The following is a 23,501-nucleotide window of genomic DNA, read 5'->3' on the forward strand; positions in this document are numbered from 1 at the left end:
CCGCCCGTCATCCCCGTAAGCACAAAACGGGACCAAGCCGAGACTGTGCCTAAACCTTTTTTGCCACCACCGCTAAATTCCTCCGCACAATTTTCTCGATCACCTCCCGCTTCAGGTCCTTCCCGATGAAAACAAAATGACTCTGCCGGCGGGTGTCGCTTTCCTCCCAATCGGGGCCGTCCGTCAGGGTAACCGTAGAACGAACGGACTGCAGAATAACCCGGCTGGGATGGTGCGCAATAGAAACCACGCCCTTGATCCGGTAGATCTGGTGGTAATACAACTTAACGAGGCGAAGCATCTCATGCGAGAGCTTGTCGAGATCGAACGGCTGATCAAAGCTGAGCGTGAAAGTTTTGATGTTTTGGTGCGCATACTGGTGCTCCCGGGCCGAAGAGATTCGCTCCGTCAGGACCTCAGACTCTACCGGCGACCGGTTTAACAACTCCTCGATATTGAAACGTCCGAATTCTCCGATTCTAACTTCCGCCGTTGGGTTGATTCCGCTGATGGTGGCCTTCAGGAGTTTAGCGTAATTAGGTGCAACGAGATCCGCCTTATTGAGCAAAATCGTATCGGCAGCTACCAGTTGCCGTCGCGCCTCGTCGGTTTCTTCCAGCCAGTCTTCCAACAGACCGGCATCCGCCAGACAAAAGACATTCCGCAATTCAAAGACGCGACCAACGCGCCAGTCGGCCAGAAAGGTTTCCACAATGGAGGACGGATCCGCCACCCCCGTGGTTTCGATAACCAGCAGGTCGAATTCTTCCCTGCGCTCGCTGACGATCTCAAGGGCGTCGAGCAACTCATCGTGCAGGGAGCAACACAGGCAACCAGCGCTGAGGGGGATGACGTCCTCCACCCCGTTGATCACCAGACCGGCATCGACGTTGACTTTCCCGACTTCATTCTCGATCACCATTACTTTCTTCGGTAGGGCGGACTGAATGAAGTGGTTGAGGAAGGTAGTCTTTCCTGAACCCAGGAAGCCTGTAATCAGGTAAACGGGGATTTTATTCATGACACTGGTTGGTTAGGAAGCCGGCACTGACGAAAATTGATCAGGTGAGTAACGACCAGAATTGCTGAGCCGACGTACATCAGCCAGCCAACCATCCCGAGGTGCTCCATCAACAGGCCTGCTGCGAAGACGCCCCACCCTATCCAGAGCCAGGCCCGGGTTTTGGTTTGCTGACTGGCCTTAGCGGCGTAATATACCGCAACCAAACTAAGGACAAGGAAAATGATATCGAGGCTACCCCACAGTCCGTGGCCGTGTTCGTGCCCGTGGTGGCTGGCCTCACTGATGGCATCGTGAACCAAAGGCTGAGCTGCGAAGAAAACCGGAGCCACTGCACAATGGATGGCGCAGAGCCCACTGGAGAGCATTCCTACAAAATCGGGTTTATTAACGAATGGATTCATAATATCGACAGACTCTAGAGTTAAGCAGTAAGGGGGTCGGAGAATATTTCTCCTTCATGGAACATATCGACTTCCCAATCTCTGAGAAGACAACGGTTCAGGGCCGCTGAAACAGCAGTTTCGTTTATGCCCTGGCCGATGAAAACCAGTTCTTGTTTACGGTCTCCCCATTCCCTATCCCAGTCTTTCTCGATCAGGTGGCGCTGTTGCTGGAATACCGGATTGAGACTTAGCTCAACGGCTGACTTACCGGCCCACCACGTGCCAACACTTTCGTAGCGCAGGGAACCACCCGCCTGGCTCCACACCAGCGCGTCTTCGGGGCGGGAAGCCAACCAGAATAAACCCTTGGAGCGGTAAACATTGCCCGGAAACCCCTCGTGGATAAATTTGAAGAACCGCTCGGGGTGAAAAGGCTTATGGGCCCGGAAGATGAAGGAATTAAAACCGTAGGTTTCAGTTTCGGGCGTATGTTCACCTTCCAGCTCCCTGAGCCAACCGGCAGATTGTTCGGCTGTATCAAGGTCAAAACTGCCCGTATTGAGCAATTCTTCCAGAGGGGCACGGCTCATTTCCGTTTCGAGCAGCTTAGCCGTCGGGTTCAGCTTTTTCAGTAAGCCTTTGAGGACTTCCAACTCGTAGGCATCCACCAGATCCGTTTTATTAAGCAGGATGATGTTGGCGAATTCGACCTGCTCGGTCAGGAGATTAACGATCGGTCGTTGATCCTGCGGATCATCGGTCATACCCCGATCAAGAATAGTTTGAGCACTCCCGAAATCGTCCAGAAAATGACGGGAGTCGACCACCGTTACCATCGTATCGATGTAGGAAAAGCGGCTCAGGTCAATCCCACTTTCTTCACTGACAAAGCTGAAGGTCTGGGCTACCGGGACCGGTTCACTGATACCGGTACTCTCGATAAGCAGGTAATCGAAGCGATCCTCCCGTGCCAGGCGTTCCACCTCGATCATCAGGTCTTCGCGCAGTGTACAACAAATGCAGCCGTTGGACATCTCAACCAGTTTTTCCTCAGCCTGAACGAGGCTTCCCGACGCCTCTACCAGTTGGGCATCGACGTTCACTTCGGCCATGTCGTTGACAATCACGGCAACGCGAAGTCCTTCCTTATTGTGTAAAACATGATTGAGGAGGGTGGTCTTCCCCGCGCCCAGAAAACCACTGAGAACGGTGACCGGTAATCGCTTTTTCATCGAAAAATATTTTCGACAAAGATAGGCATTATTCACTTATTGCAACAATGTTGCGTTAAAGTTCGGCGTTTACTTTTTCGCCAGTAGTCTCCTGTAACCGTTGCTTCTCTGAACTGAGGCTAAACGATGCCCCTCGCAAATGCAGTGCGACCTGTCAATCAGGCAAGCCTCCTCCGGATCGACTACTTCCCCACTGGCCCTGAAAGGGCCAGAGAACCGATTAAACACCCGGGGTGTTGAAGGATTAAAGAATTGCAGGACAGTATCAATAATTTCATTTATGTCACGACGCCAGACAAAATCCCAGACGGCCATACTTCAGTTGTTGAAGAAAGAACAGGTAGCTCTGAGTCACGATGGTATTACGGCCAAACTGGAACAAGAGATTGACAGGGTAACTATATATCGTATCCTAAACCGCTTCGTGGAGGATGGTCTGGCCCACCGCATTGTAGCCGATGATGGTCGGCAGTACTTTGCAATCTGCCCCGAGGAATGCTCACATGATCATAAAGCGCACGATCACCTGCACTTTCGTTGCGTAAGCTGTGACCGGGTAGAGTGCGTACCGGGAGAAGTAGAATACAGCCTTCCTGCTGGTTACAAGGTCGACAATCACAACATCATTCTTTCGGGGAACTGCAACGACTGCAGCGGGAAGTAATCAGCCGGAGACAATGATCTATTGGTCCTACAGTTCGGGCGCGAACGCAGGTGCAAAGTGGGTTTTTAAGAACACAATGTCCCCTCCGAATACTCAGCCCCTCCGGTCCTGCCGTTATTCCACTCCGCCCCAGCACATGTACTTTGTCTCCAGATAATCCTCGAGACCGTATTTGCTTCCTTCCCGCCCGAAACCGGACTCTTTGATGCCCCCGAAGGGGGCGATGGCGGTGGAGATCATCCCCGTATTTATGCCAACCATTCCGTACTCCAGCGCTTCGGCGACGCGCCAGATCAGGGCGTAGTCGCGCCCGTAGAAATACGCCGCCAGGCCAAAGGGCGTATCGTTGGCCATCCGGATCACTTCTTCCTCCGTCTCAAACTTGAAGACGGGCGCTACGGGACCGAAAATTTCGGTCGAGGCCACGTCCATATTCTGGTCCGCATCCGCAAGGATGGTTGGTTCGTAGAAGAGATCGCCCTGCTCAGAACGCTTGCCTCCGGCAAGCACCCGCGCGCCCTTTTCTTTGGCGTCGGCAACGAGGGCTTCCACCTTGTCCAGGCCAGCCTGGTTGATAAGCGGACCAATGTCGACCCCGTCCTGCCGGCCATCGCCGACCCTGAGTTCGTCGACGGCCTTCTTTAAATCTTTAACGAACTTATCGTACACCCCGGCCTGTACGTAAATCCGGTTGGAGCAAACACAGGTTTGCCCGGCGTTGCGGTATTTACTGGCCACTGCACCTGCGACCGCGCCCGCTATGTCCGCGTCGTTGAAAACAATGAAGGGAGCATTCCCCCCGAGTTCCAATGATAGTTTTTTGACCGTCCCTGCACACTGACGCATCAGCTCCTTGCCCACTGCCGTGGAGCCGGTGAAACTCAGTTTACGCACCACCTCACTTTCCGTCAGTACTGCACCGACTTCCTTCGGCGTATTTGTGGTTATTATGTTCAGCACGCCCGGCGGGAAGCCGGCCTCCCCGGCCAGGTGAGCAAGTGCAAGCGCCGAGAGCGGAGTGGCCTCGGCAGGTTTGATCACCACCGTACAGCCCACCGCGAGCGCGGGGGCCACCTTGCGGGTAATCATTGCGTTCGGAAAGTTCCAGGGCGTAATCGCCGCAACCACCCCAACCGGCTGCTTGATGACCGTGATGCGCTTATCTGTTCCGTGACCGGGAATCACATCGCCGTAAGCCCGTTTGCCTTCCTCGGCAAACCACTCCACAAAAGAAGCGCCGTAGCGGATCTCGCCGGCAGCTTCCGCCAGGGGCTTGCCCTGCTCAGAGGTGAGAATCATCGCAAGGTCGTCCACGTTTTCCAGCATGAGCTCGTACCAGCGGCGCAGAATCGCCGAACGCTCGCCGGCCGTTTTTTTGCTCCAGGCCGGGAAGGCAGCCTTAGCAGCAGCGACCGCTTTCTCTGTTTCCGCCCGACCTAAATCCGGTACAGTTGCCAGCTCTTCACCCGTCGCCGGATCATTTACCGGAAACGTATTGCCGGACTCTGCATCCGACCATTTTCCGTCGATGTAAGCATGGGGTTTCAAAAGTTTGGAATTCGATAGCTGCATGACAAGTTTTTTTAAGCAAAAATGTATTGACCTGTCCTGTTTACTGATCCAGAACACGACGTTCAGCTTTACAACCTGATAAGGATGTAAATTGTGCATTGAAGTCAGAAAACCAACGGGCGGGTCATCCGTTTAATTAGCAAGACAACTGTTACATTTGCAACCTTTAGCCTGAGGGGCCAACATCTTAAAGACTAACCATGCCATTATACCATCAACTAGGGCAGTTTCCGCAGAAGCGCCATACCCAGTTTCGTCAGCCCGACGGAAGCCTTTACCACGAGCAGCTTTTTGGTACCATCGGCTTCGACGGTATGTCGTCGTTGCTGTACCACTTGCGCCGCCCGACGCAGGTGCGCGACATCGTCTCCAGTGTTGACGTAAGCCCGAAGGTTGCGGAAGCGAAACATATCAAAAGTAGGAAACTCGTTGGCTTCAACGTTCCTCCGGAGGATGACTTTCTGGACAGCCGCAAGGCGCTGCTCGTCAATAAAACGGTCCAGATCGGCGTCGCCGCTCCCCGCAAATCGTTGACGGATTATTTCTATAAAAATGCCGATTCCGACGAACTGCTGTTTATCCACCGGGGTACCGGAACGCTGCGTACGCTACTCGGCAACATACCCTTCGAGTACGGCGACTACCTGCTGATTCCGCGGGGTATGATCTACCAGATCGAGTTCGACACCGAAGACAATCGCATCCTCTACTGCGAGTCTACCGACCCGATCTACACCCCGAAGCGGTACCGCAATCACTTCGGCCAGTTGCTGGAGAGCAGCCCGTTTTGCGAACGCGATCTGAAGCTACCTCAGGACCTCGAAACCCATGATGAAACCGGGGAATTCACGATAAAAATCAAGAAACAGGGCATGCTCCACGAAGTGGTGTACGCCTCGCATCCCTTCGATGTCGTCGGGTGGGACGGCTATAACTTCCCGTACGGCTTCAGCATCCACAACTTCGAGCCGATCACCGGCCGCGTACACCAGCCGCCACCCGTACACCAGACCTTCGAGACCAAATCCTTTGTGGTTTGCTCTTTCGTTCCCCGGCTCTACGATTACCACCCGCTCTCGATCCCCGCGCCGTACAATCACTCCAACATCGACTCCGATGAGATGCTGTACTACGTCGATGGTGACTTCATGAGCCGCACCGGCATCGGCCCGGGTTACATTTCGCTGCACCCCGGCGGCATTCCGCACGGTCCGCACCCCGGCACTTACGAAGGTTCCATCGGGCACAAAGGCACCGAGGAACTTGCCGTGATGATCGATACCTTCGCACCGCTTGCGGTTACGGAAGAAGCGCTCAAAATCGATACGGGCGACTACCACCAATCCTGGCTTTAACGGGTTGAGGGCCTCCGGCCCGAACCTCCCAGGGCAGTAGCTCTGGCAAATTTGTTAGCTCCGTTTTCCGGACCTCAGGTCCGCTCACCAATCGGGCCAGAGGCCCTCAACCCAATATGCAATACGGAATCTTCTCCTACCAGAACGAAACACCCCGTGTGGGTATCCGCCATGGCAACCGCGTCGTCGACCTCAGCGTGCTGGCCGAATTGGGCGTTTTCGACTTCGATTCGAGCGTCTTCTATGAACTCTTCCTCAACGAGTTCATCGCGCTGGGCAAAGAGGTTCATCAGCGGGCGCGGACGCAGGTGCAAACCTGGCTGACGAACAATGAGATCCACCCCGAGGCCTACCTTTCCGTTGACGAAGTAACGATGCACCTGCCCGTAAGGATTGGCGACTACACCGATTTTTACAGCAGCATCGAGCATGCCACCAATGTCGGCAAAATGTTCCGTGATCCGGAGAACGCCCTGCTGCCCAACTGGAAGCACCTGCCCGTCGGCTACCACGGCCGGGCTTCGAGCATCGTTGTGTCGGGGACGGACATCAGGCGGCCTTCCGGCCAGGTAAAAACCAATGCGATGGACACGCCCGAATTCCGCCCTTCGGAGCGGCTGGACTTCGAGCTCGAGATGGCCTTCATCGTAGGTAAAGACTCCACTTTCGGTGAGCCCGTCAACATCGCAGATGCCGAAGACTACATCTTCGGCATCGCTCTGTTCAACGACTGGAGTGCCCGCGACATCCAGAAGTGGGAATACGTTCCACTCGGCCCGTTTCTGGGCAAAAGCTTCGCTTCCAGCCTTTCGCCGTGGATTACCGAACTGGCAGACCTGGAACCATTCAGAACGGCTGGTCCGGTCCAGGACCCTGCTCCCCTACCCTACCTTGCATCCGGCGTCAGCGCCCCTAATTTTGATATAGAACTGGAAGTGACTCTGACCCCTAAAGATGGTACACCTACAGTCATCAGCCGGTCCAACACCAAGTATCTGTACTGGAGTATGGCGCAGCAACTGACGCACCATACCAGCAACGGTTGCAACGTGCGCGTGGGCGACCTGATGGCCTCGGGTACAATCTCGGGCAAAGACGCCTCTTCCTACGGTTCCCTACTCGAGATTTCCGAAGGGGGCCGCAAGCCTTTCCCTCTCGAAGATGGCTCCCAACGGGCCTTCCTGGCCGATGGCGACACCATAACGCTGCGCGCCCACGCAGAGCGGGACGGGACTCGGCTGGAACTCGGCGAAGTTACCGGACGGATTATCTGAAGTAGGAGTATTTCCTGGTTTCAACCTGTCGAAATCGACAGGTTTGAAATCCTTTAAATCGAGGATATTGGCCGTGCGTATTTGATGTTGGTACGAGATTAATGCCGGAGGCTATGTACGAAGTGCCTGAAACCGCGTCCTCAATGTGAGATTCAGCCCTCAGAAATACTTCTTTGCGGCATCACTACCAACTACTTTCTGCCTGCTACGTTCTAACGCAAGCACAACATTCTACCCACTACTTTCTACCAGCTATGATCATCGATCCGAACAACCTCTCCCCCCGCGAAACCTACGCCTACCTCTCGGGGGCGGTCGCTCCGCGCCCCATCTGTTTTGCCAGTACCGTCGATGCTGAAGGCAATGTAAACCTAAGCCCCTTCAGTTTTTTCAACGTAGTGAGCGGAGATCCGCCCCTGTTGGCCTTTTCGCCACTGCTGAGCGGCCGTGACGGCTCGCCGAAGGATACCCTCAACAACGTCCGGGCGGTACCGGAGGTGACCATCAATATCGTGAATCATGCGATTGTCGAGCAAATGTCGCTCACGAGTACAGCCTACCCTTCCGGGGTCAATGAGTTCGAAAAAGCGGCGCTGACGCAGGTGCAGGGAGAGGTGGTGAAACCACCGCTGGTGGCTGAAAGCCCCGTCTCCTTCGAGTGTAAGGTAGATCAGATACTCACGCTCGGGGACGGCCCGATGGGCGGCAGCCTCATCATCGCACGGGTGGTGCGCATCCATGTCCATAAAGACCTGTTCGACGAGCAGGGTGTAATGGATATCCGCGCGCTCGATCTCGTTGGGCGCATGGGCGGAGCCGATTATATCCGCGCCATCCCCGAAGCCCTCTTCGAAATCCCCAAGCCCGTCCGGTCCCTCGGCATCGGCATCGACGGCCTGCCACCGTACATCCGCAACTCCACCGTATTGACCGGCAACAACCTTGGCCGGCTCGGTAACGTCGAGCGACTTCCCACCGCAGAAGAAATAAGTAAACTTGCTGGCAACCCAGGCGTTAAGGAAGCTTTGACCGGCGGACTGGAGCAGCGTCACCGTCTCGCGCAAGCCTACCTCGAGCGCGGAGAAACGGAACTGGCGCTCACCGTGCTTATGGCATAAATCAGAAGCCGGTTCCTGAATTCCAGCCTTTAATTTTATCCTTCATGAACCAATTCCCAGCAATCCTTCTCCTTTTGGCGTTTGCTTTTTCCTGTCAGTCCCCTGCCCCGGAGCAGGGCGCTCAGGCGGAGGTCACTACCAGCTCTACCGCCGACGCAGCCCCCTCTCCGGCCGATATAACGCTAGCCAAAGCCGTAGAGGCCCACGGAGGGGGCCGGTACGACACCGCAAGCTACAGCTTCGTATTCCGCAATAAAGCTTACACCTTCACCAACGACGGGACCGACTACCGCTACTCCGTTACCAACGAAGTAAACGGCGTGACCATCGTTGATGTCCTCGAAAACGGGAAACTCACGCATACCCTCGACGGAGTCCCCATCGATATTATCGAAAAGGATGTCGCCAAATTCTCCGAAGCGCTCAACTCGGTCATCTATTTCGCTACCCTGCCTCACAAGCTCCAGGACCCCGCCGTACTCCTTACCCAGCTCGATAGTGTCTCCATAAACGACGCGACCTACCACACGCTCAAGGTTCAGTTCAAGCAGGAAGGTGGCGGTACCGATCACGACGATAATTTCCGCTACTGGATCAATACCGCCACCAACCGGATAGACTACCTTGCCTACGATTACCTAACCAACGGCGGCGGCGTACGGTTCCGAAGCGCTTACAATCCCCGCGTTGTCGAAGGCATTCTCTTTCAGGATTACATCAACTACAAAGCTCCCGTTGGCACTTCTCTCGACGACTTACCCGCGCTGTTCGAACAAGGAAAATTGGAGGAACTCTCCCGTATCGAAACGGAAGAAGTCAAGTCTTTGAAGTGAGTTGCGGAGTCGTTGAGTTGACGCCGCCGTTACTACTCTCTCGCTTCGCTCATTGGCCCCGGTTCGCGCAGCGAACGGCACCCGCAGCAGCAAATCGTATTTCCAGAATCGAGTATCACTCCCCCCTTTGGGGATGAACGCGGCGAAGAGCTCTCGCAGTAGCAACTCACCAACTCGCTAATCCACTTCCAATCACTTAAGGCGGGCCATCTGGCTCCGCAGCCGCTTGCACCAGTCTTCCAGGGTCTTGAGGGAGGCGAAATGCTCGGGGTAGCGCTGTTTCACATTGCTCCGGAAAACGGCCCGGAAAACGGGATTGGCCATATTCTCCTCATTGGTCAGGTCGGCTTTGTAGCCACTTCCCCGCTTCTTGCTGGCTTTGGCGAAGGCATCGGCCTTCACCCCCGGGTAACGATCAAAGACATCCCGCATCAGTTCCTCGGTCTTATCGATGAGTTGCTGATGGATCTCTTCGTACTTCTTTTCTACCTGAGCGAGCTCACGACGACGTTTTTCCTCCTTCTTACGTGCTTTGCGGTGTTCTTCCTCTTCGGCGGCCTTAGCGGCCACCAGGTTGTCGGTAGACACCATCGTGTGGAGGTAACCGCCCACGTTCTGGATATCCTTGCCTGACTTTAGTTGGTTGAGTGTGTAATTGATGCCGTACTGAATCTGCTCCTCGGGGAACTGGCGTACCCACTTGCGCATTGTCGGCTCTTCGATGTACTGGCTTACCTGCACAAAAAGCCGGGCAACCACAGCGTCCTCCTCGTGGCTCACCTGAATTGTACCAAGTTCCGGCATTTTAGCGTCGACCTGGGTGGCATCGTAGCGGGGGTTGCGCATGATAATGAAACGAATCTTGTGCACCTTGCGCCCGCGCTTGAGTGGCTCAAACTCAAAACAGAGGTCAGTATGCATCAGAAGATGCTTCTGGGCCTTTTTGAGGATCTTCTGGTTGAAACTACCGTAGAGCGGATAGTTGTCTTTCACGATGGCCTTGCCCTTCGAGTTGCGGTGCATTTCTTTGGCCCCGATGATCTCCTTGAGGTCTTCGAACTCAAAAGTCCGGTAACCGATCTTCTCGTACTGTTTCAGCAACTCGTAGATCCGAACGGAGTAGCTGCTCGGCAAATTGAGAATGTTCTTCACGTCGTAAACCGTGAAACGGGATTTCAGCTCCAGGATGTGTGGCTTCATCTTCGGATGAAAGGTCACCTCGATATAGTTGGTGTTCGAACCATGGACCTGGGTAGTCGCACTCACGATAAGGTGAGTACGGGTTTCGTTGAGCCCGTCTTCTGTTTCCTGAAAGATGGACACCTCCTTTTGCAGAAGCGTGTTGGCACCGTCGCGTAACAGTTCATAGCTTGCTTTGTCTTTATCGAGACCAAACTCCTGAATGATGTCACGCAAATAAATCCGGTAAGGCTTAAAGTCCTCATCCGACATACGGACCATCGTGATCATCTTTGTGAATACACGGGTCTCCCACATATTGAACTTGTAGCGGGCTTCGACAAGGGAATTCGACTTACGCACCATTAGGCGCACCGTCGGGATGGATGGAACAGGCGATTTCATATTCTTTGGTATCAGTACTATATCTGCTGCCAAGATATGGTATAGTTAGAACCGACACACGTTTTTTCAGACCAGAAAACAAAGTATACCAGATCTAGGAAAGTCTACCATCTTTAGGAATTCCGCCTTTCCTACTTGCGGTACACTTTGTCCGAATCCTGGTATAGTAGTTCCGTCATTTGGTATACTTAACCCTGAATTTGGTATACTTTAGGTTGTAACTATCTGTATTAGAGCAGGTTACAGAGGCCTAAAAGAAGTAAAACCCTTAAAAGAATAAAAACAGCAGGCGGGCTATCGCCCTAAATCTGGTACAGTTGTTCTCTCTAATTGATTAGTATACCCTGATTAGGACTGTAAGCTGGTCCTGGGCCTCTTCCTACTTTTGGTATAGTTGCTTCCGAAAAAAATCAGCGCTCTACGTAGTCTGGATTCAAATTTGTCCTACATCTGGTATAATTCGACCTTTTTAGGGGGCAACGCCCAGCTCCTAGTGACCAATTTCCGTGAAGGGGCCTGCTTTTACCTAAATCCGGTACATTTAATGTGGGCGATTCCTACATCTGGTATACTTAAGCAGTGATTGTTTGCCCAGATATACCACTTTAGCCCCTATTTGCTAACTATACCAACCTTCGGGATTAGATGGAGTCAGGCACCTTGACTTGAGTAGAATCCCCCAACCTAAATCTGGTATAGTTTGCGCACTCCATTGATTATCAGCGCGTTATGTTCTTTCGTTTAAACCTGCCTTTTTCCTACATGTGGTACAATTCGTGAGCGAACCCCGATTTGGCCGGTGTTTTGGCGCTAAAAGGCCCTTTTTTCCTAAATGTGGTATGTTTTGGTGGTCTCCAGTCCTAAACATGGTATAGATCAAAGGATGAGATAGGGGGCATTGAGGTACAGGGTCGTGGATTGAATATACCACTTTTAGGAAATGAATCGGCGCTTTCAGGCCGGTATACATCTGAATGCTTTGGTTTAACTGAGAATCAACAATCCATTGGAAATGAGTCAGATAAATGGGTAACTATACCACATTTCTCCTCAGTACGATCTGTATCCCAAAAGGGGACGACCTGGCTGTCCTGGGGCAACTACTCCCTTAGCAGCTAACCCAGAAATCTACTGGCTAGCCCACTAGCTGTACCTGAGGTGGGCAGGCAGAAAAATCCAGGGCATGGAGCCTGAAGCTTTGAACCGGAAACTCGTTTTGTCGCTTTTGGCCGGGTGCGGCAAATGTTGCCACTAATAGCGGGGTATCATGGATCGAAGTCAATGGCATGGCCACGATCTGCTGATCGGTCTGGATTTTACTTTTTCAAAGACCGTTCCACCACGCTGATGATGTAGTCTTTCATCGAGATTTCCTGATGGATAGAGAGCAGCTTGAGTTCTTTGTGCAGGGTATGAGGAATGTCCAGGGTAAGGCGCTTGGTGCCTTCTGCCGGGTGGACAGAACGAGGAGAAACAGCTTTGTCTCCGGCTGCTTTGCGCTTGGATCCCCTACCCTTCTTCGGAGCGGAACTCTCGGTTGCAACAGCCTTCGGTGCCGGTGGAGGTGTTGGCGCGGCCGCAGGTACAGAGACTGCTTTCGGAGCCGGAGCGGGCTGTTTAGCCACCTTCTCCACCTTCGGTGGAGGGTTATCGGAAACCTTACGGACTACTTCGTCCATCGTTTCTTCGCTCACGCGCATGGTCCGTTTCAGAGAAGGACGTTTCAGGTTTGCCGCCAGGAGATTCTTCTTAGCCATCTTTGTATCTTTAAATCTTTAGTTCCTTAAAGGTAGGTAATAGTATGCAAATTGAGGTGGAGGCTACAGATCGCAGACCTTTGGTCTGCAATTAACTGGCTTCCAACCGGAGTGCTGGTTCGCCCCTGCTAGCTCGTGGCCAGCTTGATCAGTTCCTTCGTGAGTCGGTTGATCTCGACCTTCGCCTTGCGGTCGCTGCCGTACTCTATCACGCCCATTCCGGACACATTGGCCTCTCCGTACGCTACCCGGTTGCCCAGCCTGACGTCAAAGACGCCTACTTCGTAAGTCTGGGCCAACTGCTCAACAATACCTGCAGCCAGTTCGTGCAGGGTAACGTTGCGCCGGTACATATTCACCAGCAGGTGAGCCTGAACGGGATCGTCACCGGCATCTTCCTTTGCTTCTCTGATCTCCTGAAACTTTTCCAGCAACTGCTCGGTCACCCATACGTCGCTGCCACCGGTGGTGCTCACCGGTATAACCAGCATGTGGCTGGCGTACATGGCCTTCACTGCAATCGGTGACAAAGCGGGCGGACAATCAATTACCAATACATCATACTGTGCGTATTGCGCCCGTACCTGCTTGGCAAAGGACTTTGGGTTCACCAACGAGATGCAAGGAATCGATGGCTCAATGCCGTTCTCATCCCGCTTATCTGACCACGAAGAAGTCGCCTTAGTGTTGTCTGCATCCACCAGGCATACTTTATAACCCTGATGAACGAGCGACACCGCCAGGTTCTGAGCAGCCGTACTCTTACCTACTCCTCCTTTGTAATTGATTGATGAGATGATCATTATTTCTTTATTTAAAGTGATCTTTAAATACTGATGCCTTTATCTAAAGATTTCAGTATCGCTTTATGTCTTTGTTTGATGATGTAAAGATAAACGATCCGTCTTATATAAAGAAGCAAATGTTTAAAGATTTGCGATTGCAAGTATTTAAAGTAAGTCGTGTTTCATTGAATCTTTGTTTAAAGGTTTAAGCATTTAATTTTTTAATGACATAAAGATTTAAAGATCTACTTATGCAGTGTAAAGACGTAAAGATTTAAAGATGCGTGTTGGATGCCAGGGTGATAAGTGTTTAAAGAAGTAAAGACATAAAGAAATACAACACAGCAGTACTGTATTTCTTTAAATCTTTAAATAAAGGAGCGTGTCCAACTTCTGTGCCAGTTATATGTCTTTACTTCTTTAAATAAAGACGTGTAGGTAATTGGCTGATTTTTAGGTTTGTATGAATGGTATTGAGATCGTTTAACCCGTCTGATTTCAATAGGTTACTACCATGAGTTATGAGGTCGTTCATCCGCTGCAACGTCCGGTTACCTGATCTGGATAGGGTACTAAACAGCTTCTATTTTGCGGTATATACGCAGTACCGGTTAGCTCTTCTTTACCCCCACATTCCCTGCGTAGTCCTTTTTTCAGCCCGGTTTCCCTTGGTTGGGCGTTGAAATAAGATCCGGGTCATAAATCAAAATCCCCTAATTTTACGGAAAACAATCAGCCCATGTTTCGTTTAGTTCCATTATTATCCCTTCTCTTTCTGATCTCCTGCGGGAACCCGACCCGCAACGATTCAGCAATCGTAGAAGTAGAAGAGGGCACGGCTGTACCCGCTACGGAAGTCGTGGTTCCTCCGGAAAAACCTGATGCGCCCACAGCAGACCCTGTAGCAGAACTCGAAGGCTTCTGGGTTGGTGATTTTGAGAATGCCGATGAGGAGGGCAAGTCTCTGTACGTTGATGAAGGCTTTTACTGGAACCGGACCAACAAGATTAACATTTCCCTCGACCAAATTGCCGAAGGTAAGGTTACCGGCCACAGCGTGGTGGCTGGCAACGACCGCCCTTTCGGGGGGACTTACACCGCCGCCAGCGGCGGCGGTTACACCTTCACCGTCCGTGAACCGGGCGACGACCGGTACGACGGCACCTTCAGTTTTACCGTCAAAGATGATCTGCTCTCCGGAACCTGGGAGGCTTACAAAGACATCGACATCAGTAAGCGAACGTACACGCTCGAAAAGAAAGCCTTTACCTACAACCCCGACGTGATGCTGGAGTACAACACTGCATTCGTGGACTGGACCAAATCCGTCGAAAAAACCTCAACCTACGATATGGGTGATGAAGTCGAAGAGTGGGTTACCACCCAGTTCGCAACGGCAACTGATCTGATCTACGAACTCAATGCTTCTAATGAACTGCTCAATAAGAGTGAAGTCGAGAACCTGAAACGCGGGGACCTCACCATCATTCGTAACACCATCTACGCGCGGCATGGCTACTCTTTCAAAAACCGGCCCCTACGCCTGTTCTTCGATAAGCAGGAATGGTACATCCCCGTCCACGCCGACATCCGCGCGGATTTTACCGAAATCGAAAAGCAAAACATCAAACTGCTGCTGAAGTACGAAAAGAACGCCGCCGAGTACTACGATTCTTTCGGTCGGGGATAACCCGCCAACCGAACTGCCACCCGTCGTACCAGCCTCAGCCCAATGATCAAGCGCATCTTATCGTACCAGTCCCTTCTGAAGCTGTCCGCTGCGGCAGTTCTGGCGTACTTCACGTGGTTGATGTTGCTCATCACGTGGCAGTACATCCCCGTCAGGTTCGACGTAGCCTTCCTGAAACTCAAAGAACCGATTGCATACCGGCACTACCAGGTCGCCTTCTTTGGCCACGTTTACACCAGCATTGTCGTGCTCATCTGCGGAATTCCCCAGTTCAGCCAACGGCTGAGGCTCCGGTGGCCCGCTGTACACCGATGGGCGGGGTACGCCTACGTCGGGCTGATTCTGCTTGTCGCAGCCCCTGCGGGGCTCGTAATGGCGCTGTACGCCAACGGAGGATGGTCCGCACAACTCTCTTTTGTCCTGCAGGCAGTGCTCTGGTTCTGGTTCACTTACCGCGCGCTGCGGGCCATCAGGAAGGGTAGGGTAGGGGAGCATCGGGATTTCATGCTCCGGAGTTTCGCCCTCACCCTGTCAGCCATCAGTCTGCGCCTTTTCAAATGGGGCATAGTGGCTCTCTTCGCTCCGCCCCCGATGGATACCTACCGGATCGTCGCCTGGGCGGGATGGCTCGTCAACCTGGGGTTGGCAGAATTATGGATTTATTACCGCATCGATCATCATTTAAAGATTTAAAGATGTCTTTAATGATGCGCGCGTGGCAATCGCAAGCTCATGCGTTCTATTCCGGACAGCCCTCAAAGGACTTGCTCATTACGGGCGGCAACTTCAGTTGTCGTAGGGCAGGTTGAACTTTACCATTGCCCTGTCTACTGGAGATTCGAGGGCCCAAACTCCCGCCCCTGGCTTTACCAATTCATGCTACTCAATCCCCAAATGCAAAATCCTTCCCCCACTCTGGTTGACCGGGGAGATGGATTTACCAATCACCACACCATCTTCCGGAGCAAAGTATTCCTGGATCATTTCGCCGAAGACGTTCCGCAGCGAAGCAATCAGCTGGCCTTTCTCTACCCGCTCGAGGAGGTCTACGTGGACGTGGAGAAGCCCGCCGGTTTCGGTGTAGACCCAATAGCTTTTTTTACAAAGAATTGTCGGGACGTTAGGTTCCAGAATCTCGTCGTCCGTCATGCCGAGGTGACTCAGCACGTTGTGTACTCCCACCAGGCCGCTGCGGATCAGCTTTTTCTGGTAAACTCCCGGGTTGCCCACTTCCAGGGTGATGGCGGGGATGTTGAGGTCATCCGCCGTACCCCGAAATGTACCATCGTTAGGGGGATTATGGACGATCAGTTGGGGGTTCTGCAGCAGAGCAAGTTTGCGGGTCGATTCCTGACTCATATCGGCCCGGACGTAGTAGCTGTTTACCCGGCCCCGGCTGGCGGTATGAAGGTCCAGAAGGTAGTCGATATGCTGTAGGAAGCGATTAACGAGCCGGTAGGCGTATACCTGGCTGGCGTTTCCATCTTTCTTGCCCGGCATGAGATGATTGATATCGGAGCCATCGGCGAAGATGCGCTGCTGGCGATTGAAACCGGGTATGTTGACGACCGGAATGGCCACCACACACCCTTTGAGTTCGCTTACGTCGAGATCGGCAAACAGCCGCTGGATGACGGAGATTCCGTTCAGCTCATCTCCGTGGATAGCGGCAGTAAGGCCGAGTACAGGGCCATCGGCTGCGCCGCGGGCTACCATCAGGGGTACACACATCGGGTTCCCCATGCCGTCGGCTGCCAGCCTGAGCCAGTAATGGCGGATCGTTCCGGGAGGGGTTTGCTCCAGGTCGAATTTGAGCACGATAGGTAGACCGTTAAATCCGGTCTGCGAGGTAGTCGTAGATACCATTTATGGTTTGTTGAAGGATAGGCCGTCCCGTTTGGGCTTCGGCTTGGGGGAACCCCCCGATACTGTTAGTGTTGAGTTCTGAAAGGACGCGTTTACCGTCGTCATTCATTAGCGTGTCGGCACCGAAAATAACGATGCCTTTTTCGAGTAGGGTAGGGGCAACGGCTGCGATCATTACTTCCTCCTCCGGAGCTACGTCGGCGATGATGGACGTGCCGCCGCGGGCAACGTTGCACAACCACTGGCCGGGAGCGGGAAGGCGCAGGCTGGCGCCCAGAATTTTTCCGTTTACGACCAGAATGCGCTTATCGCCCTGATCCACATTTTTGAGGTACTTCATGGCAAGATAGTGCCCGGCTTCGAGGTCGGGTTTTGCTGTTTCCAGCCATCTGTCCAGAGTGGTTTCCAGCCCATCGCCGTCGACGACGCCGTGGGCGATTTTAACCAGTCCGCGCCCGCCGTATTCTCTCAGTGGTTTTAGCACGATGGGATGTAAGTCGGCAAATTCTATGACGTCATCCGCACTTTGCACCCTGCGCACCGGCGCCGTATAGTCCGAAAAATGGTATAGAAAGTCTTTGCTCCCCGTTTCGAGAATTCCCTCGGGGTTGTTGATTACCACAGGTTTTTTTGTGGGCTCGGCAGCAGGTGCATAGGAGGTTAATGCAGCAAAGAAGGCGGAATCTGCCGGAGGGGGAATACGGAGCCAAACAACGTCGGCTTCAGCGTAGGGCATTGATACGGGAGAAGCGGTAAACTGCTCACCGGTAGGGTCGAAATCAAAATCTGTGGAAGCGTTCAGGCCAAAAACCCATTTGCTGAGATTACCGGCAAAAAAATCGGAATTGCGGACATCAGCGCGGCTGGCTACGAATACTCCGCTCGTGCGCGCGTCAGCTACCAGGGTCCGGGTGAGGGCATAGAGAGAGTTCTGATTGCTGTGACCGGAATGGTCCGTAAGGATTAAAAAAATCATCGCTGATTGATTGATGGGCGCGGCTATGGCCGCTGCCCTGAACATTAGAAAAGGCTGCGGCCAAAAGAGCACCTAGAGCAGTTCTGCCAGCAGCGCCTTGTCGTCGTTAAGCGACTTGAAAAGGCGAAGGCTGAATTTGCCTTTTTTGGTGAACAGTTGCCCCGCCATGCGGTCAATTGCAACGGTAGAAAGCACCGTTTGAATGAATGCCTCGATCAGGTCATCCAGCCCGACCCCCATACTGTTGAAATCGCGGCGGTCCATCAGCATGAGACGGTTCACGTCGCTGCTCCATTGGTTATCGCTCAATTTTTCAGAAAGGTTGGTACCAAGCATCGCCCACGAGTCTTCGTTGCCGGTAAGTTGATCGGCCAGAGGCTCCCGGGCGCGGCGGCTGTAGCAGGCTAAAGGACGAATTCCTTCGGGGGTGCTACTCACCATCATTCGAATATCACAAACGTGCGTTTTACCGTGCTTGTTCGGGATGGTCCCCACGTGATAATAGCGCCCTGAGCTGGTATCGGAGCTCCAGGCATAGTTGCCGATCAAACTCTGAACAATGTAACGGTCGTAATGGACTTCGGTGGCCATAAAGGCGGCCAGCTCGGCCTCGTTCGTAATCGTGAAAACACCCTGGCCCGCGTTGGAGTAAGGGATCTTTATTACTGCCTGCCCGCCCCAGCGCGCTACCCAGAGTGGTATTTCTGCCTTGGCTACGTCCCGGATGGTTTCCGGAGCGTGGATCTCGAGCCCGCTGCCCGCCAGTTCGCCGTTGAAGAAATCGTAAGCCTTCGCTGCTACCATTTTGTTGCGTCCTCCCGCCAGGCAGGCAACGATGGGGTTCAGGATTTTTGTGCGGCACGTGATCGGCAAACGGTTCCACGGCTTCTGGGTCACGTAGCGGAACACCGCCCGCAGCGGAACCCAGTCGTTTTCCACCAGGGCAAACAACTGATCGTTCTCCAGCTTGAGGTTGCGCTCAGGAGCTCCGGCATAGTCGGTTATCAGCAGAACATCTTCGTTGAATACATCTGCAATGACTGCCGCGTAGCCGGTGGTCTCCATCGGGTTTTTGTCGTAGATGACCGCCAGCCTGCCCTCCACTTTTACTCCCTGGCGCTTCTTGACGAGCGGCAGGAAAGTGCGCTCAACCAACCTGCGGTAACCGCCGTCTTCCTGGTGGTCGTCCAGCAGCGGCATCGACTTCTGACCGCTGGGGCAGCTGTTGTTCTCGATCACCACCATGCGGCGATTGCCCTCGGCGGTAGTGGCGTGGATAAGGTCAGCCCCGCTCCACAAAAAATGCCGGCACTGGTAGGCCAGTAGCTCTTCCAGTTTGCTGCGGTCGGTCTTGGGGTTGAGGTGGCAATAGCGACTGACAATTCGTTCGGTGGAAAGGTTCATAAAGAAGCTTACCAGCGGGTGGATGGTCGCATTCAGCGCTTTGGGGTACCAGTGTGCTTCGGCCTGAAAATTTCCGGGCTGGATGGTACTTATGGGTTGATTGATGGTCAAGGCTTGGTTGGTTTCGGTTTGGTAGGGCGAAATTAGGGTAAGGTGGCCGAACGGACCTGTTTATTTTACGAATTAGCCCTCCTTTCGTTCCGATGGAATTGTAACGCAGGTCTGGCCCGTAGAGTGCGGAACTGATCATTATACCTAAGTCAGAGTGGCTTGGGACTTTTCACTCGCTAATTGTCCAAAACCACTCCGGCTCAGGTATATGAGGAACGCCCCAGCCCTGCCTTACCGTTGGGCCGCAGTATGCCTTTTTCCAGCGTGAAAAGATCGGTGAAAGGATCGTCCACAAAATCCAGATGCCCGTCAAGGTCGGCAAATAAAACATTGGGCCGGCTAAGGGCAAAGTGCAGACCGGCGGCGATGCCCAGCCCGCATTCATCGAGGCAGCCGATCATGACCTCATTGCCCGCTGCGCGGGCAACGGAGTTGATGTGCAGAGCAGGGGCGAGCCCGCCTACTTTCTGGAGCTTGATGTTGATCATATCGGTGAAGTCATGGCGGGTAAGGCGGAAGGCATCTTTCAGTGTTTTGAGGCTTTCGTCGGCCATTACCGGTAGTGTTCCGCCCAGGCTGACTTCTCCCATATGCTCCTCGTCCTCCACGCTCGTGGGTTGCTCCAGGATTTCCACGCCGATAGACTGCGCATCGGTAACGAAGCGCAACGCCTCGTCGAGCGAATATCCCTGGTTGCCGTCGAAGCGGAGCGCTATTTTGGGGTACTTCTTCCGGATGGATCGCAGGCGGGCGAGATCGAGGTCTACGTCGAGCCCTCCTTTCACCTTTATGATGCCGAAGCCCTGCCCAACGAATTCAGCTGCTTTGTCCATCGTTTCGGCCATCGGCAGAATGGTGATGGTCACGCTGGTAGCGATGCAGTCGCGGTAACCTCCCATGAGTTGGTACAGGGGCACGTCGGCTATTTTTGCGATCAGGTCATGAAGGGCGAGATCGGCCATGGCCAGCGCCGATGACTTAAGCCGGCCGCCCAACGATTCCAGCAACCAGGCGTACCGCAGCGGATTCTGCCCCAGCAACGCAGGACTGATGACCGACCGGATGGCTTCCTCTACCTCCGCTGCGGTTTCGCCGGTGACGCCCATATCAGGAGCCGCACAGCCCATCCCCACAATTCCCCGGTCAGTCCCCAGGTAAAGTATGAAGTTGGTCGCCCGGTCAATGGTCTCGTAAGCGATGGTGTAAGGCTCGGTCAGCCGAAGGTCGTGGCGCTCGTAGTCCACGGAAGTAATGCGCAAGAGGTTGTTGTTTTAGACGGTGGTTGTTTTGGCGGTTTTGTATCAGGCAATCGGGCGCTGACGCAGGTGCAGAAAAGGCTTTTGGAAGAGCGATGATTGCCCATCAACGTCGGCCTGCACCTGCGGCCCCGCCCGGATAAGGGAAGTGTTTCTTCTATCCTGGAAAAGGTCTATTTCAGCTGCTTTGCCACCAGGGCAACCAGATCATCGGCTCCACGGGCCAGCACATCGAAGCAGGGCAGGCCGGTGGCTGCCGTAACGGCAGCGCAGGCGTCGTCGATTTCATCGTCCCGCAGGCCTTCGTGGTTGAGGGTGATGGCCAAAACGTCTTTCCCGGAAATCACTTTAATGGCGGCAATCTGTTCGGTGATGGAATGGAGCCGGTAACCGGGGAATCCGTCGTATTCTTTGCGGGTAGGGGCGTGTTGCATGATCACGAAGTCGGGCCGGCCTGCGGCCAGAATTTCGAAGCCGCCGGGGTAGGCGGGGTTCATAAGGCTTCCCTGCCCCTCAATCACGATCACATCGGGCGATTCGTTGCGGTAGGCACTCACTACGGCGTGCTCTATTTCGCCGGCCACGAAGTCGTTGATGCACGAGTCCATAATCATCGAGTACTTAGCGCCCTGCATCCAGCCGGTCTGGCCGGTTCCGATCATCTCTGCTTTTTTGCCCGCCGCCCGTAAACCATGAACGAGCAACCAGGCCGTGGTCCGTTTACCGATGGCGGAGTCGGTGCCCAGCACCGCCAGTTTGAGACAGTCGACTTCTTCAATATCACCGCTGAAGAAGTGAAGCGTGTCGCGATCGGGCGTTTTGCGCACGTCGCGAATCCGAAGGCCGGCTTTTTCGGCTTTCGCCGACAGTACGTGATCGTTCGAGAGGAAATCGTGGAGGCCCGAATCGAGGTGAAGCCCTGCGTCGAGCGCCTCGGCCATAACCGCCCGGGCCTGATCCGGAAGCCGGCCTCCGTCGGGAGCAAGACCGACGACCAGGTAAGCAGCCTCCGGATGAGCGGCGATGGCCGCGCCGAAGTCCTGGTAAATGCGGATGCCGTTGGGCTTGCCATCAAGTACTTCGCCGGCGTCTTTACCCGCGTAGTTAGAGTCGATCACACCGAGAACTTCGTAGCGGTAAGTGAAGCGAACGAGCCCGTGGGCGGTTTTGCCGTTGGGCGTATTGAAGGCATTCTGACAGTAAACAATCGCTTTGCCGTCGAGGGGAGAGGTCATTTAATTGGTAGTTGGAAGGTTGTGGTGGGTAGAACCACTACGCACTGTGGGCGCGGTGGGAAAGAGTTTTGTGGTTTCCGGGCTGGCCCGTTTTACCGTTTTGCCGTTAGCACGGCTACGTGTTGGCCGTCCGGCAGGATGCCTTCTTCGTGCATCCGGAGTAAGGCGATCAGCCCGGCTGTGGAAGCGGGCAGGACACGGAGCGCTTCGCGTTCGGCGAGGTACGTGGTCATTTTTCGCATCCGTTCGTCGCTGATGTTGTAAGCGCGGCCGCGGGATGCATAGATGGCTTTCAGAGCTTCCGCTCCGTCGAAGCTGTGCCAGTTGATGAGCGGTTCGTTGATGACCGTCTCGTGAATTTTTGCCGGATCAAGGTCAACGCATTCCCGGAAACCTTTGCGGAAGGAATACACGATCGGGTTCTTAGCGGTGGAGGAGGCTGCAATCATCATGGTGCTGTCTCCGTTCCCCAGTCCCCGGTGTATTCCGGCGAAGAGGGTTCCGTTGGATACCGGAACGGCGCAGCAAACCGGCGCACGCCCCAGTTCTGAGGCTATTTCTTCGCCGATTGTCGCGTACGCCGCGATCTGTAGTTCAGTGTTCCTGCCGCCGGGGTTGGCGTCGTACCAGCCTTCAGCAGCAGCCCTTTGGCTGCTCAGCCGGACTACGTCTTCGTAACTGCCCGCAGGGCGGTGGATGACACCACCGAGTTGCTCCATCTCTCCGAGCCGATCGGTGTGGTATCCCGCCGGTATGAAGATGTGACACTTCATGCCGGCAAGTTTCGCTGCCAGTGCTACGGCTACGCCGTAGTTGCCGCAGGTGGCGACGGCGACTTCGCCGTAACCGGTCCGAAGTGCATCTTCCACCTGGGCGAAGGCAATGCGGTCTTTTTGGGTACCGGTTGGGTTGTCTCCTTCAAACTTGAGGAAGACATCGGACAGGCCAAAATCTCGTTCAATTGCTTTGGAGCGGCGGAGCCATGTCGTTCCTGTCTCCAGGGTGATGATCTGACGAAAGGCGCTCACGCGCTGTTCCGTTGTAAGAGCGCCGTTGGCCGCTGTCTGACTAAGTAGGAGCGCTTGTTTACCGACGCCGTTTACTGCCGTTTTCACGGCATCCCGAAGGGTCATCTATTGTTCTGTTGATTGGTTAAGTCTGTTAGTAAATAGAGTCGGTTTTGCGCTGCGGTCACTCGAAAAGGAGATAATAATTTAAAATCTTTGAAGCTGGGATGGAAGGCTGCCGACAGGCAAGGTGAGGCGGGCGGTGAAGCAAGGTCTTTGTGCTGGCTTGAAGACTTCTTTTCCTCCCGTTTGGCCCGTTCATTTTTTTTGATAAAAAACGAACCCAAAAATCAAGGCGGTGCCACCGGCGGATCG

At 53.9% G+C, this 23,501-nt stretch carries 20 protein-coding genes; 7 read left to right on the forward strand and 13 right to left on the reverse strand.

Annotated elements, in window-relative coordinates:
- Positions 1 to 49 precede the first annotated feature (49 nt).
- The 3 genes from FUA23_RS07220 to FUA23_RS07230 are packed head-to-tail and all read right to left on the reverse strand — an operon-like array spanning position 50 to position 2,639.
- Positions 50 to 1,021 carry a CobW family GTP-binding protein gene (locus tag FUA23_RS07220; protein WP_147930060.1) on the reverse strand — a complete coding sequence of 324 codons (972 nt, stop codon included), beginning with the start codon at positions 1,019 to 1,021 and terminating at the stop codon, positions 50 to 52.
- Complete coding sequence (locus tag FUA23_RS07225; protein WP_147930061.1) at positions 1,018 to 1,425, reverse strand: MerC domain-containing protein; 408 nt, start codon at positions 1,423 to 1,425, stop codon at positions 1,018 to 1,020. Before FUA23_RS07225 ends, FUA23_RS07220 begins: the two co-directional genes overlap by 4 nt.
- A gap of 20 nt (positions 1,426 to 1,445) precedes the next feature.
- Complete coding sequence (locus tag FUA23_RS07230; protein WP_147930062.1) at positions 1,446 to 2,639, reverse strand: GTP-binding protein; 1,194 nt, start codon at positions 2,637 to 2,639, stop codon at positions 1,446 to 1,448.
- Positions 2,640 to 2,919: 280 nt separating this feature from the next.
- Between FUA23_RS07230 and FUA23_RS07235 the strand changes: the two genes are divergently transcribed.
- On the forward strand, positions 2,920 to 3,303 hold the full coding sequence (locus FUA23_RS07235; RefSeq protein WP_147930063.1) for a Fur family transcriptional regulator: 384 nt from the start codon (positions 2,920 to 2,922) through the stop codon (positions 3,301 to 3,303).
- Between the two features lie 114 nt (positions 3,304 to 3,417).
- Here the strand turns inward: FUA23_RS07235 and FUA23_RS07240 are convergent, their stop codons facing one another.
- On the reverse strand, positions 3,418 to 4,875 hold the full coding sequence (locus tag FUA23_RS07240; RefSeq protein ID WP_147930064.1) for an NAD-dependent succinate-semialdehyde dehydrogenase: 1,458 nt from the start codon (positions 4,873 to 4,875) through the stop codon (positions 3,418 to 3,420).
- Between the two features lie 200 nt (positions 4,876 to 5,075).
- On the opposite strand from FUA23_RS07240, the gene FUA23_RS07245 reads away from it, so the two are divergent.
- The 4 genes from FUA23_RS07245 to FUA23_RS07260 all read left to right on the forward strand — a co-directional run bounded on the left by FUA23_RS07245 (position 5,076) and on the right by FUA23_RS07260 (position 9,455).
- A complete protein-coding gene (locus FUA23_RS07245) occupies positions 5,076 to 6,230 on the forward strand; it encodes a homogentisate 1,2-dioxygenase (RefSeq protein ID WP_147930065.1) in 1,155 nt (384 codons plus the stop codon).
- Between the two features lie 116 nt (positions 6,231 to 6,346).
- Positions 6,347 to 7,504: a fumarylacetoacetase gene (gene fahA, locus FUA23_RS07250; RefSeq protein ID WP_147930066.1), complete on the forward strand. Its 1,158-nt coding sequence runs from the start codon at positions 6,347 to 6,349 to the stop codon at positions 7,502 to 7,504.
- Positions 7,505 to 7,758: 254 nt separating this feature from the next.
- The gene (locus tag FUA23_RS07255; RefSeq protein ID WP_147930067.1) at positions 7,759 to 8,622 is read left to right on the forward strand and encodes a flavin reductase family protein; all 864 of its coding nucleotides are present in this window, start codon (positions 7,759 to 7,761) and stop codon (positions 8,620 to 8,622) included.
- Positions 8,623 to 8,666: 44 nt separating this feature from the next.
- The gene (locus FUA23_RS07260) at positions 8,667 to 9,455 is read left to right on the forward strand and encodes a DUF6503 family protein (protein ID WP_147930068.1); all 789 of its coding nucleotides are present in this window, start codon (positions 8,667 to 8,669) and stop codon (positions 9,453 to 9,455) included.
- Positions 9,456 to 9,647: 192 nt separating this feature from the next.
- On the opposite strand, the gene FUA23_RS07265 is transcribed toward FUA23_RS07260, so the two are convergent.
- The 3 genes from FUA23_RS07265 to FUA23_RS07275 form a co-directional block, all read right to left on the reverse strand.
- On the reverse strand, positions 9,648 to 11,039 hold the full coding sequence (locus FUA23_RS07265) for a replication initiation protein (RefSeq protein WP_147930069.1): 1,392 nt from the start codon (positions 11,037 to 11,039) through the stop codon (positions 9,648 to 9,650).
- A gap of 1,316 nt (positions 11,040 to 12,355) precedes the next feature.
- Positions 12,356 to 12,796 (reverse strand): hypothetical protein, encoded by a 441-nt coding sequence (locus tag FUA23_RS07270; protein ID WP_147930070.1) that lies wholly within the window; start codon positions 12,794 to 12,796, stop codon positions 12,356 to 12,358.
- 128 nt (positions 12,797 to 12,924) lie between these two features.
- Positions 12,925 to 13,599 carry an AAA family ATPase gene (locus FUA23_RS07275; protein WP_147930071.1) on the reverse strand — a complete coding sequence of 225 codons (675 nt, stop codon included), beginning with the start codon at positions 13,597 to 13,599 and terminating at the stop codon, positions 12,925 to 12,927.
- A 721-nt stretch (positions 13,600 to 14,320) separates the two neighbouring features.
- Here FUA23_RS07275 and FUA23_RS07280 point away from each other — a divergent pair.
- Together FUA23_RS07280 and FUA23_RS07285 are read left to right on the forward strand one after the other, a co-directional pair.
- Positions 14,321 to 15,271 (forward strand): YARHG domain-containing protein, encoded by a 951-nt coding sequence (locus FUA23_RS07280; protein WP_147930072.1) that lies wholly within the window; start codon positions 14,321 to 14,323, stop codon positions 15,269 to 15,271.
- A gap of 42 nt (positions 15,272 to 15,313) precedes the next feature.
- Entirely contained in the window at positions 15,314 to 15,964 is a 651-nt protein-coding gene (locus FUA23_RS07285; protein WP_222707003.1) for a DUF2306 domain-containing protein, read from the forward strand.
- A 186-nt stretch (positions 15,965 to 16,150) separates the two neighbouring features.
- Here FUA23_RS07285 and FUA23_RS07290 read toward each other — a convergent pair whose 3' ends face one another.
- The 6 genes from FUA23_RS07290 to FUA23_RS07315 all read right to left on the reverse strand — a co-directional run bounded on the left by FUA23_RS07290 (position 16,151) and on the right by FUA23_RS07315 (position 23,252).
- On the reverse strand, positions 16,151 to 17,137 hold the full coding sequence (locus FUA23_RS07290; RefSeq protein WP_147930073.1) for a succinylglutamate desuccinylase/aspartoacylase family protein: 987 nt from the start codon (positions 17,135 to 17,137) through the stop codon (positions 16,151 to 16,153).
- Positions 17,103 to 18,113, reverse strand: coding sequence for an ATP-grasp domain-containing protein (locus FUA23_RS07295; protein ID WP_187270925.1), 1,011 nt, complete (start codon positions 18,111 to 18,113; stop codon positions 17,103 to 17,105). Before FUA23_RS07295 ends, FUA23_RS07290 begins: the two co-directional genes overlap by 35 nt.
- Before the next feature lie 72 nt (positions 18,114 to 18,185).
- Positions 18,186 to 19,628 (reverse strand): ATP-grasp domain-containing protein, encoded by a 1,443-nt coding sequence (locus tag FUA23_RS07300; RefSeq protein ID WP_147930075.1) that lies wholly within the window; start codon positions 19,626 to 19,628, stop codon positions 18,186 to 18,188.
- Positions 19,629 to 19,828: 200 nt separating this feature from the next.
- Complete coding sequence (locus FUA23_RS07305) at positions 19,829 to 20,887, reverse strand: mandelate racemase/muconate lactonizing enzyme family protein (RefSeq protein WP_147930076.1); 1,059 nt, start codon at positions 20,885 to 20,887, stop codon at positions 19,829 to 19,831.
- A gap of 170 nt (positions 20,888 to 21,057) precedes the next feature.
- Positions 21,058 to 22,119, reverse strand: coding sequence for a DUF1611 domain-containing protein (locus tag FUA23_RS07310; RefSeq protein WP_147930077.1), 1,062 nt, complete (start codon positions 22,117 to 22,119; stop codon positions 21,058 to 21,060).
- Between the two features lie 92 nt (positions 22,120 to 22,211).
- On the reverse strand, positions 22,212 to 23,252 hold the full coding sequence (locus tag FUA23_RS07315) for a pyridoxal-phosphate dependent enzyme (RefSeq protein ID WP_147930078.1): 1,041 nt from the start codon (positions 23,250 to 23,252) through the stop codon (positions 22,212 to 22,214).
- Positions 23,253 to 23,501 lie beyond the last annotated feature (249 nt).

This window comes from Neolewinella aurantiaca, from assembly GCF_008014675.1.
Lineage (GTDB): Bacteria > Bacteroidota > Bacteroidia > Chitinophagales > Saprospiraceae > Neolewinella > Neolewinella aurantiaca.

Coding starts and splice junctions, on each gene's coding strand:
- FUA23_RS07275 (WP_147930071.1), bottom strand. CDS start 13,599: ATGATCATCTCATCAATCAATTACAAAGGAGGAGTAGGTAAGAGTACG.
- FUA23_RS07240 (WP_147930064.1), bottom strand. CDS start 4,875: ATGCAGCTATCGAATTCCAAACTTTTGAAACCCCATGCTTACATCGAC.
- FUA23_RS07265 (WP_147930069.1), bottom strand. CDS start 11,039: ATGAAATCGCCTGTTCCATCCATCCCGACGGTGCGCCTAATGGTGCGT.
- FUA23_RS07315 (WP_147930078.1), bottom strand. CDS start 23,252: ATGACCCTTCGGGATGCCGTGAAAACGGCAGTAAACGGCGTCGGTAAA.
- FUA23_RS07260 (WP_147930068.1), top strand. CDS start 8,667: ATGAACCAATTCCCAGCAATCCTTCTCCTTTTGGCGTTTGCTTTTTCC.
- FUA23_RS07290 (WP_147930073.1), bottom strand. CDS start 17,137: ATGGTATCTACGACTACCTCGCAGACCGGATTTAACGGTCTACCTATC.
- FUA23_RS07235 (WP_147930063.1), top strand. CDS start 2,920: ATGTCACGACGCCAGACAAAATCCCAGACGGCCATACTTCAGTTGTTG.
- FUA23_RS07280 (WP_147930072.1), top strand. CDS start 14,321: ATGTTTCGTTTAGTTCCATTATTATCCCTTCTCTTTCTGATCTCCTGC.
- FUA23_RS07225 (WP_147930061.1), bottom strand. CDS start 1,425: ATGAATCCATTCGTTAATAAACCCGATTTTGTAGGAATGCTCTCCAGT.
- FUA23_RS07220 (WP_147930060.1), bottom strand. CDS start 1,021: ATGAATAAAATCCCCGTTTACCTGATTACAGGCTTCCTGGGTTCAGGA.
- FUA23_RS07310 (WP_147930077.1), bottom strand. CDS start 22,119: ATGACCTCTCCCCTCGACGGCAAAGCGATTGTTTACTGTCAGAATGCC.
- FUA23_RS07230 (WP_147930062.1), bottom strand. CDS start 2,639: ATGAAAAAGCGATTACCGGTCACCGTTCTCAGTGGTTTTCTGGGCGCG.
- FUA23_RS07285 (WP_222707003.1), top strand. CDS start 15,314: ATGATCAAGCGCATCTTATCGTACCAGTCCCTTCTGAAGCTGTCCGCT.
- FUA23_RS07255 (WP_147930067.1), top strand. CDS start 7,759: ATGATCATCGATCCGAACAACCTCTCCCCCCGCGAAACCTACGCCTAC.
- FUA23_RS07295 (WP_187270925.1), bottom strand. CDS start 18,113: ATGATTTTTTTAATCCTTACGGACCATTCCGGTCACAGCAATCAGAAC.
- FUA23_RS07245 (WP_147930065.1), top strand. CDS start 5,076: ATGCCATTATACCATCAACTAGGGCAGTTTCCGCAGAAGCGCCATACC.
- fahA (WP_147930066.1), top strand. CDS start 6,347: ATGCAATACGGAATCTTCTCCTACCAGAACGAAACACCCCGTGTGGGT.
- FUA23_RS07270 (WP_147930070.1), bottom strand. CDS start 12,796: ATGGCTAAGAAGAATCTCCTGGCGGCAAACCTGAAACGTCCTTCTCTG.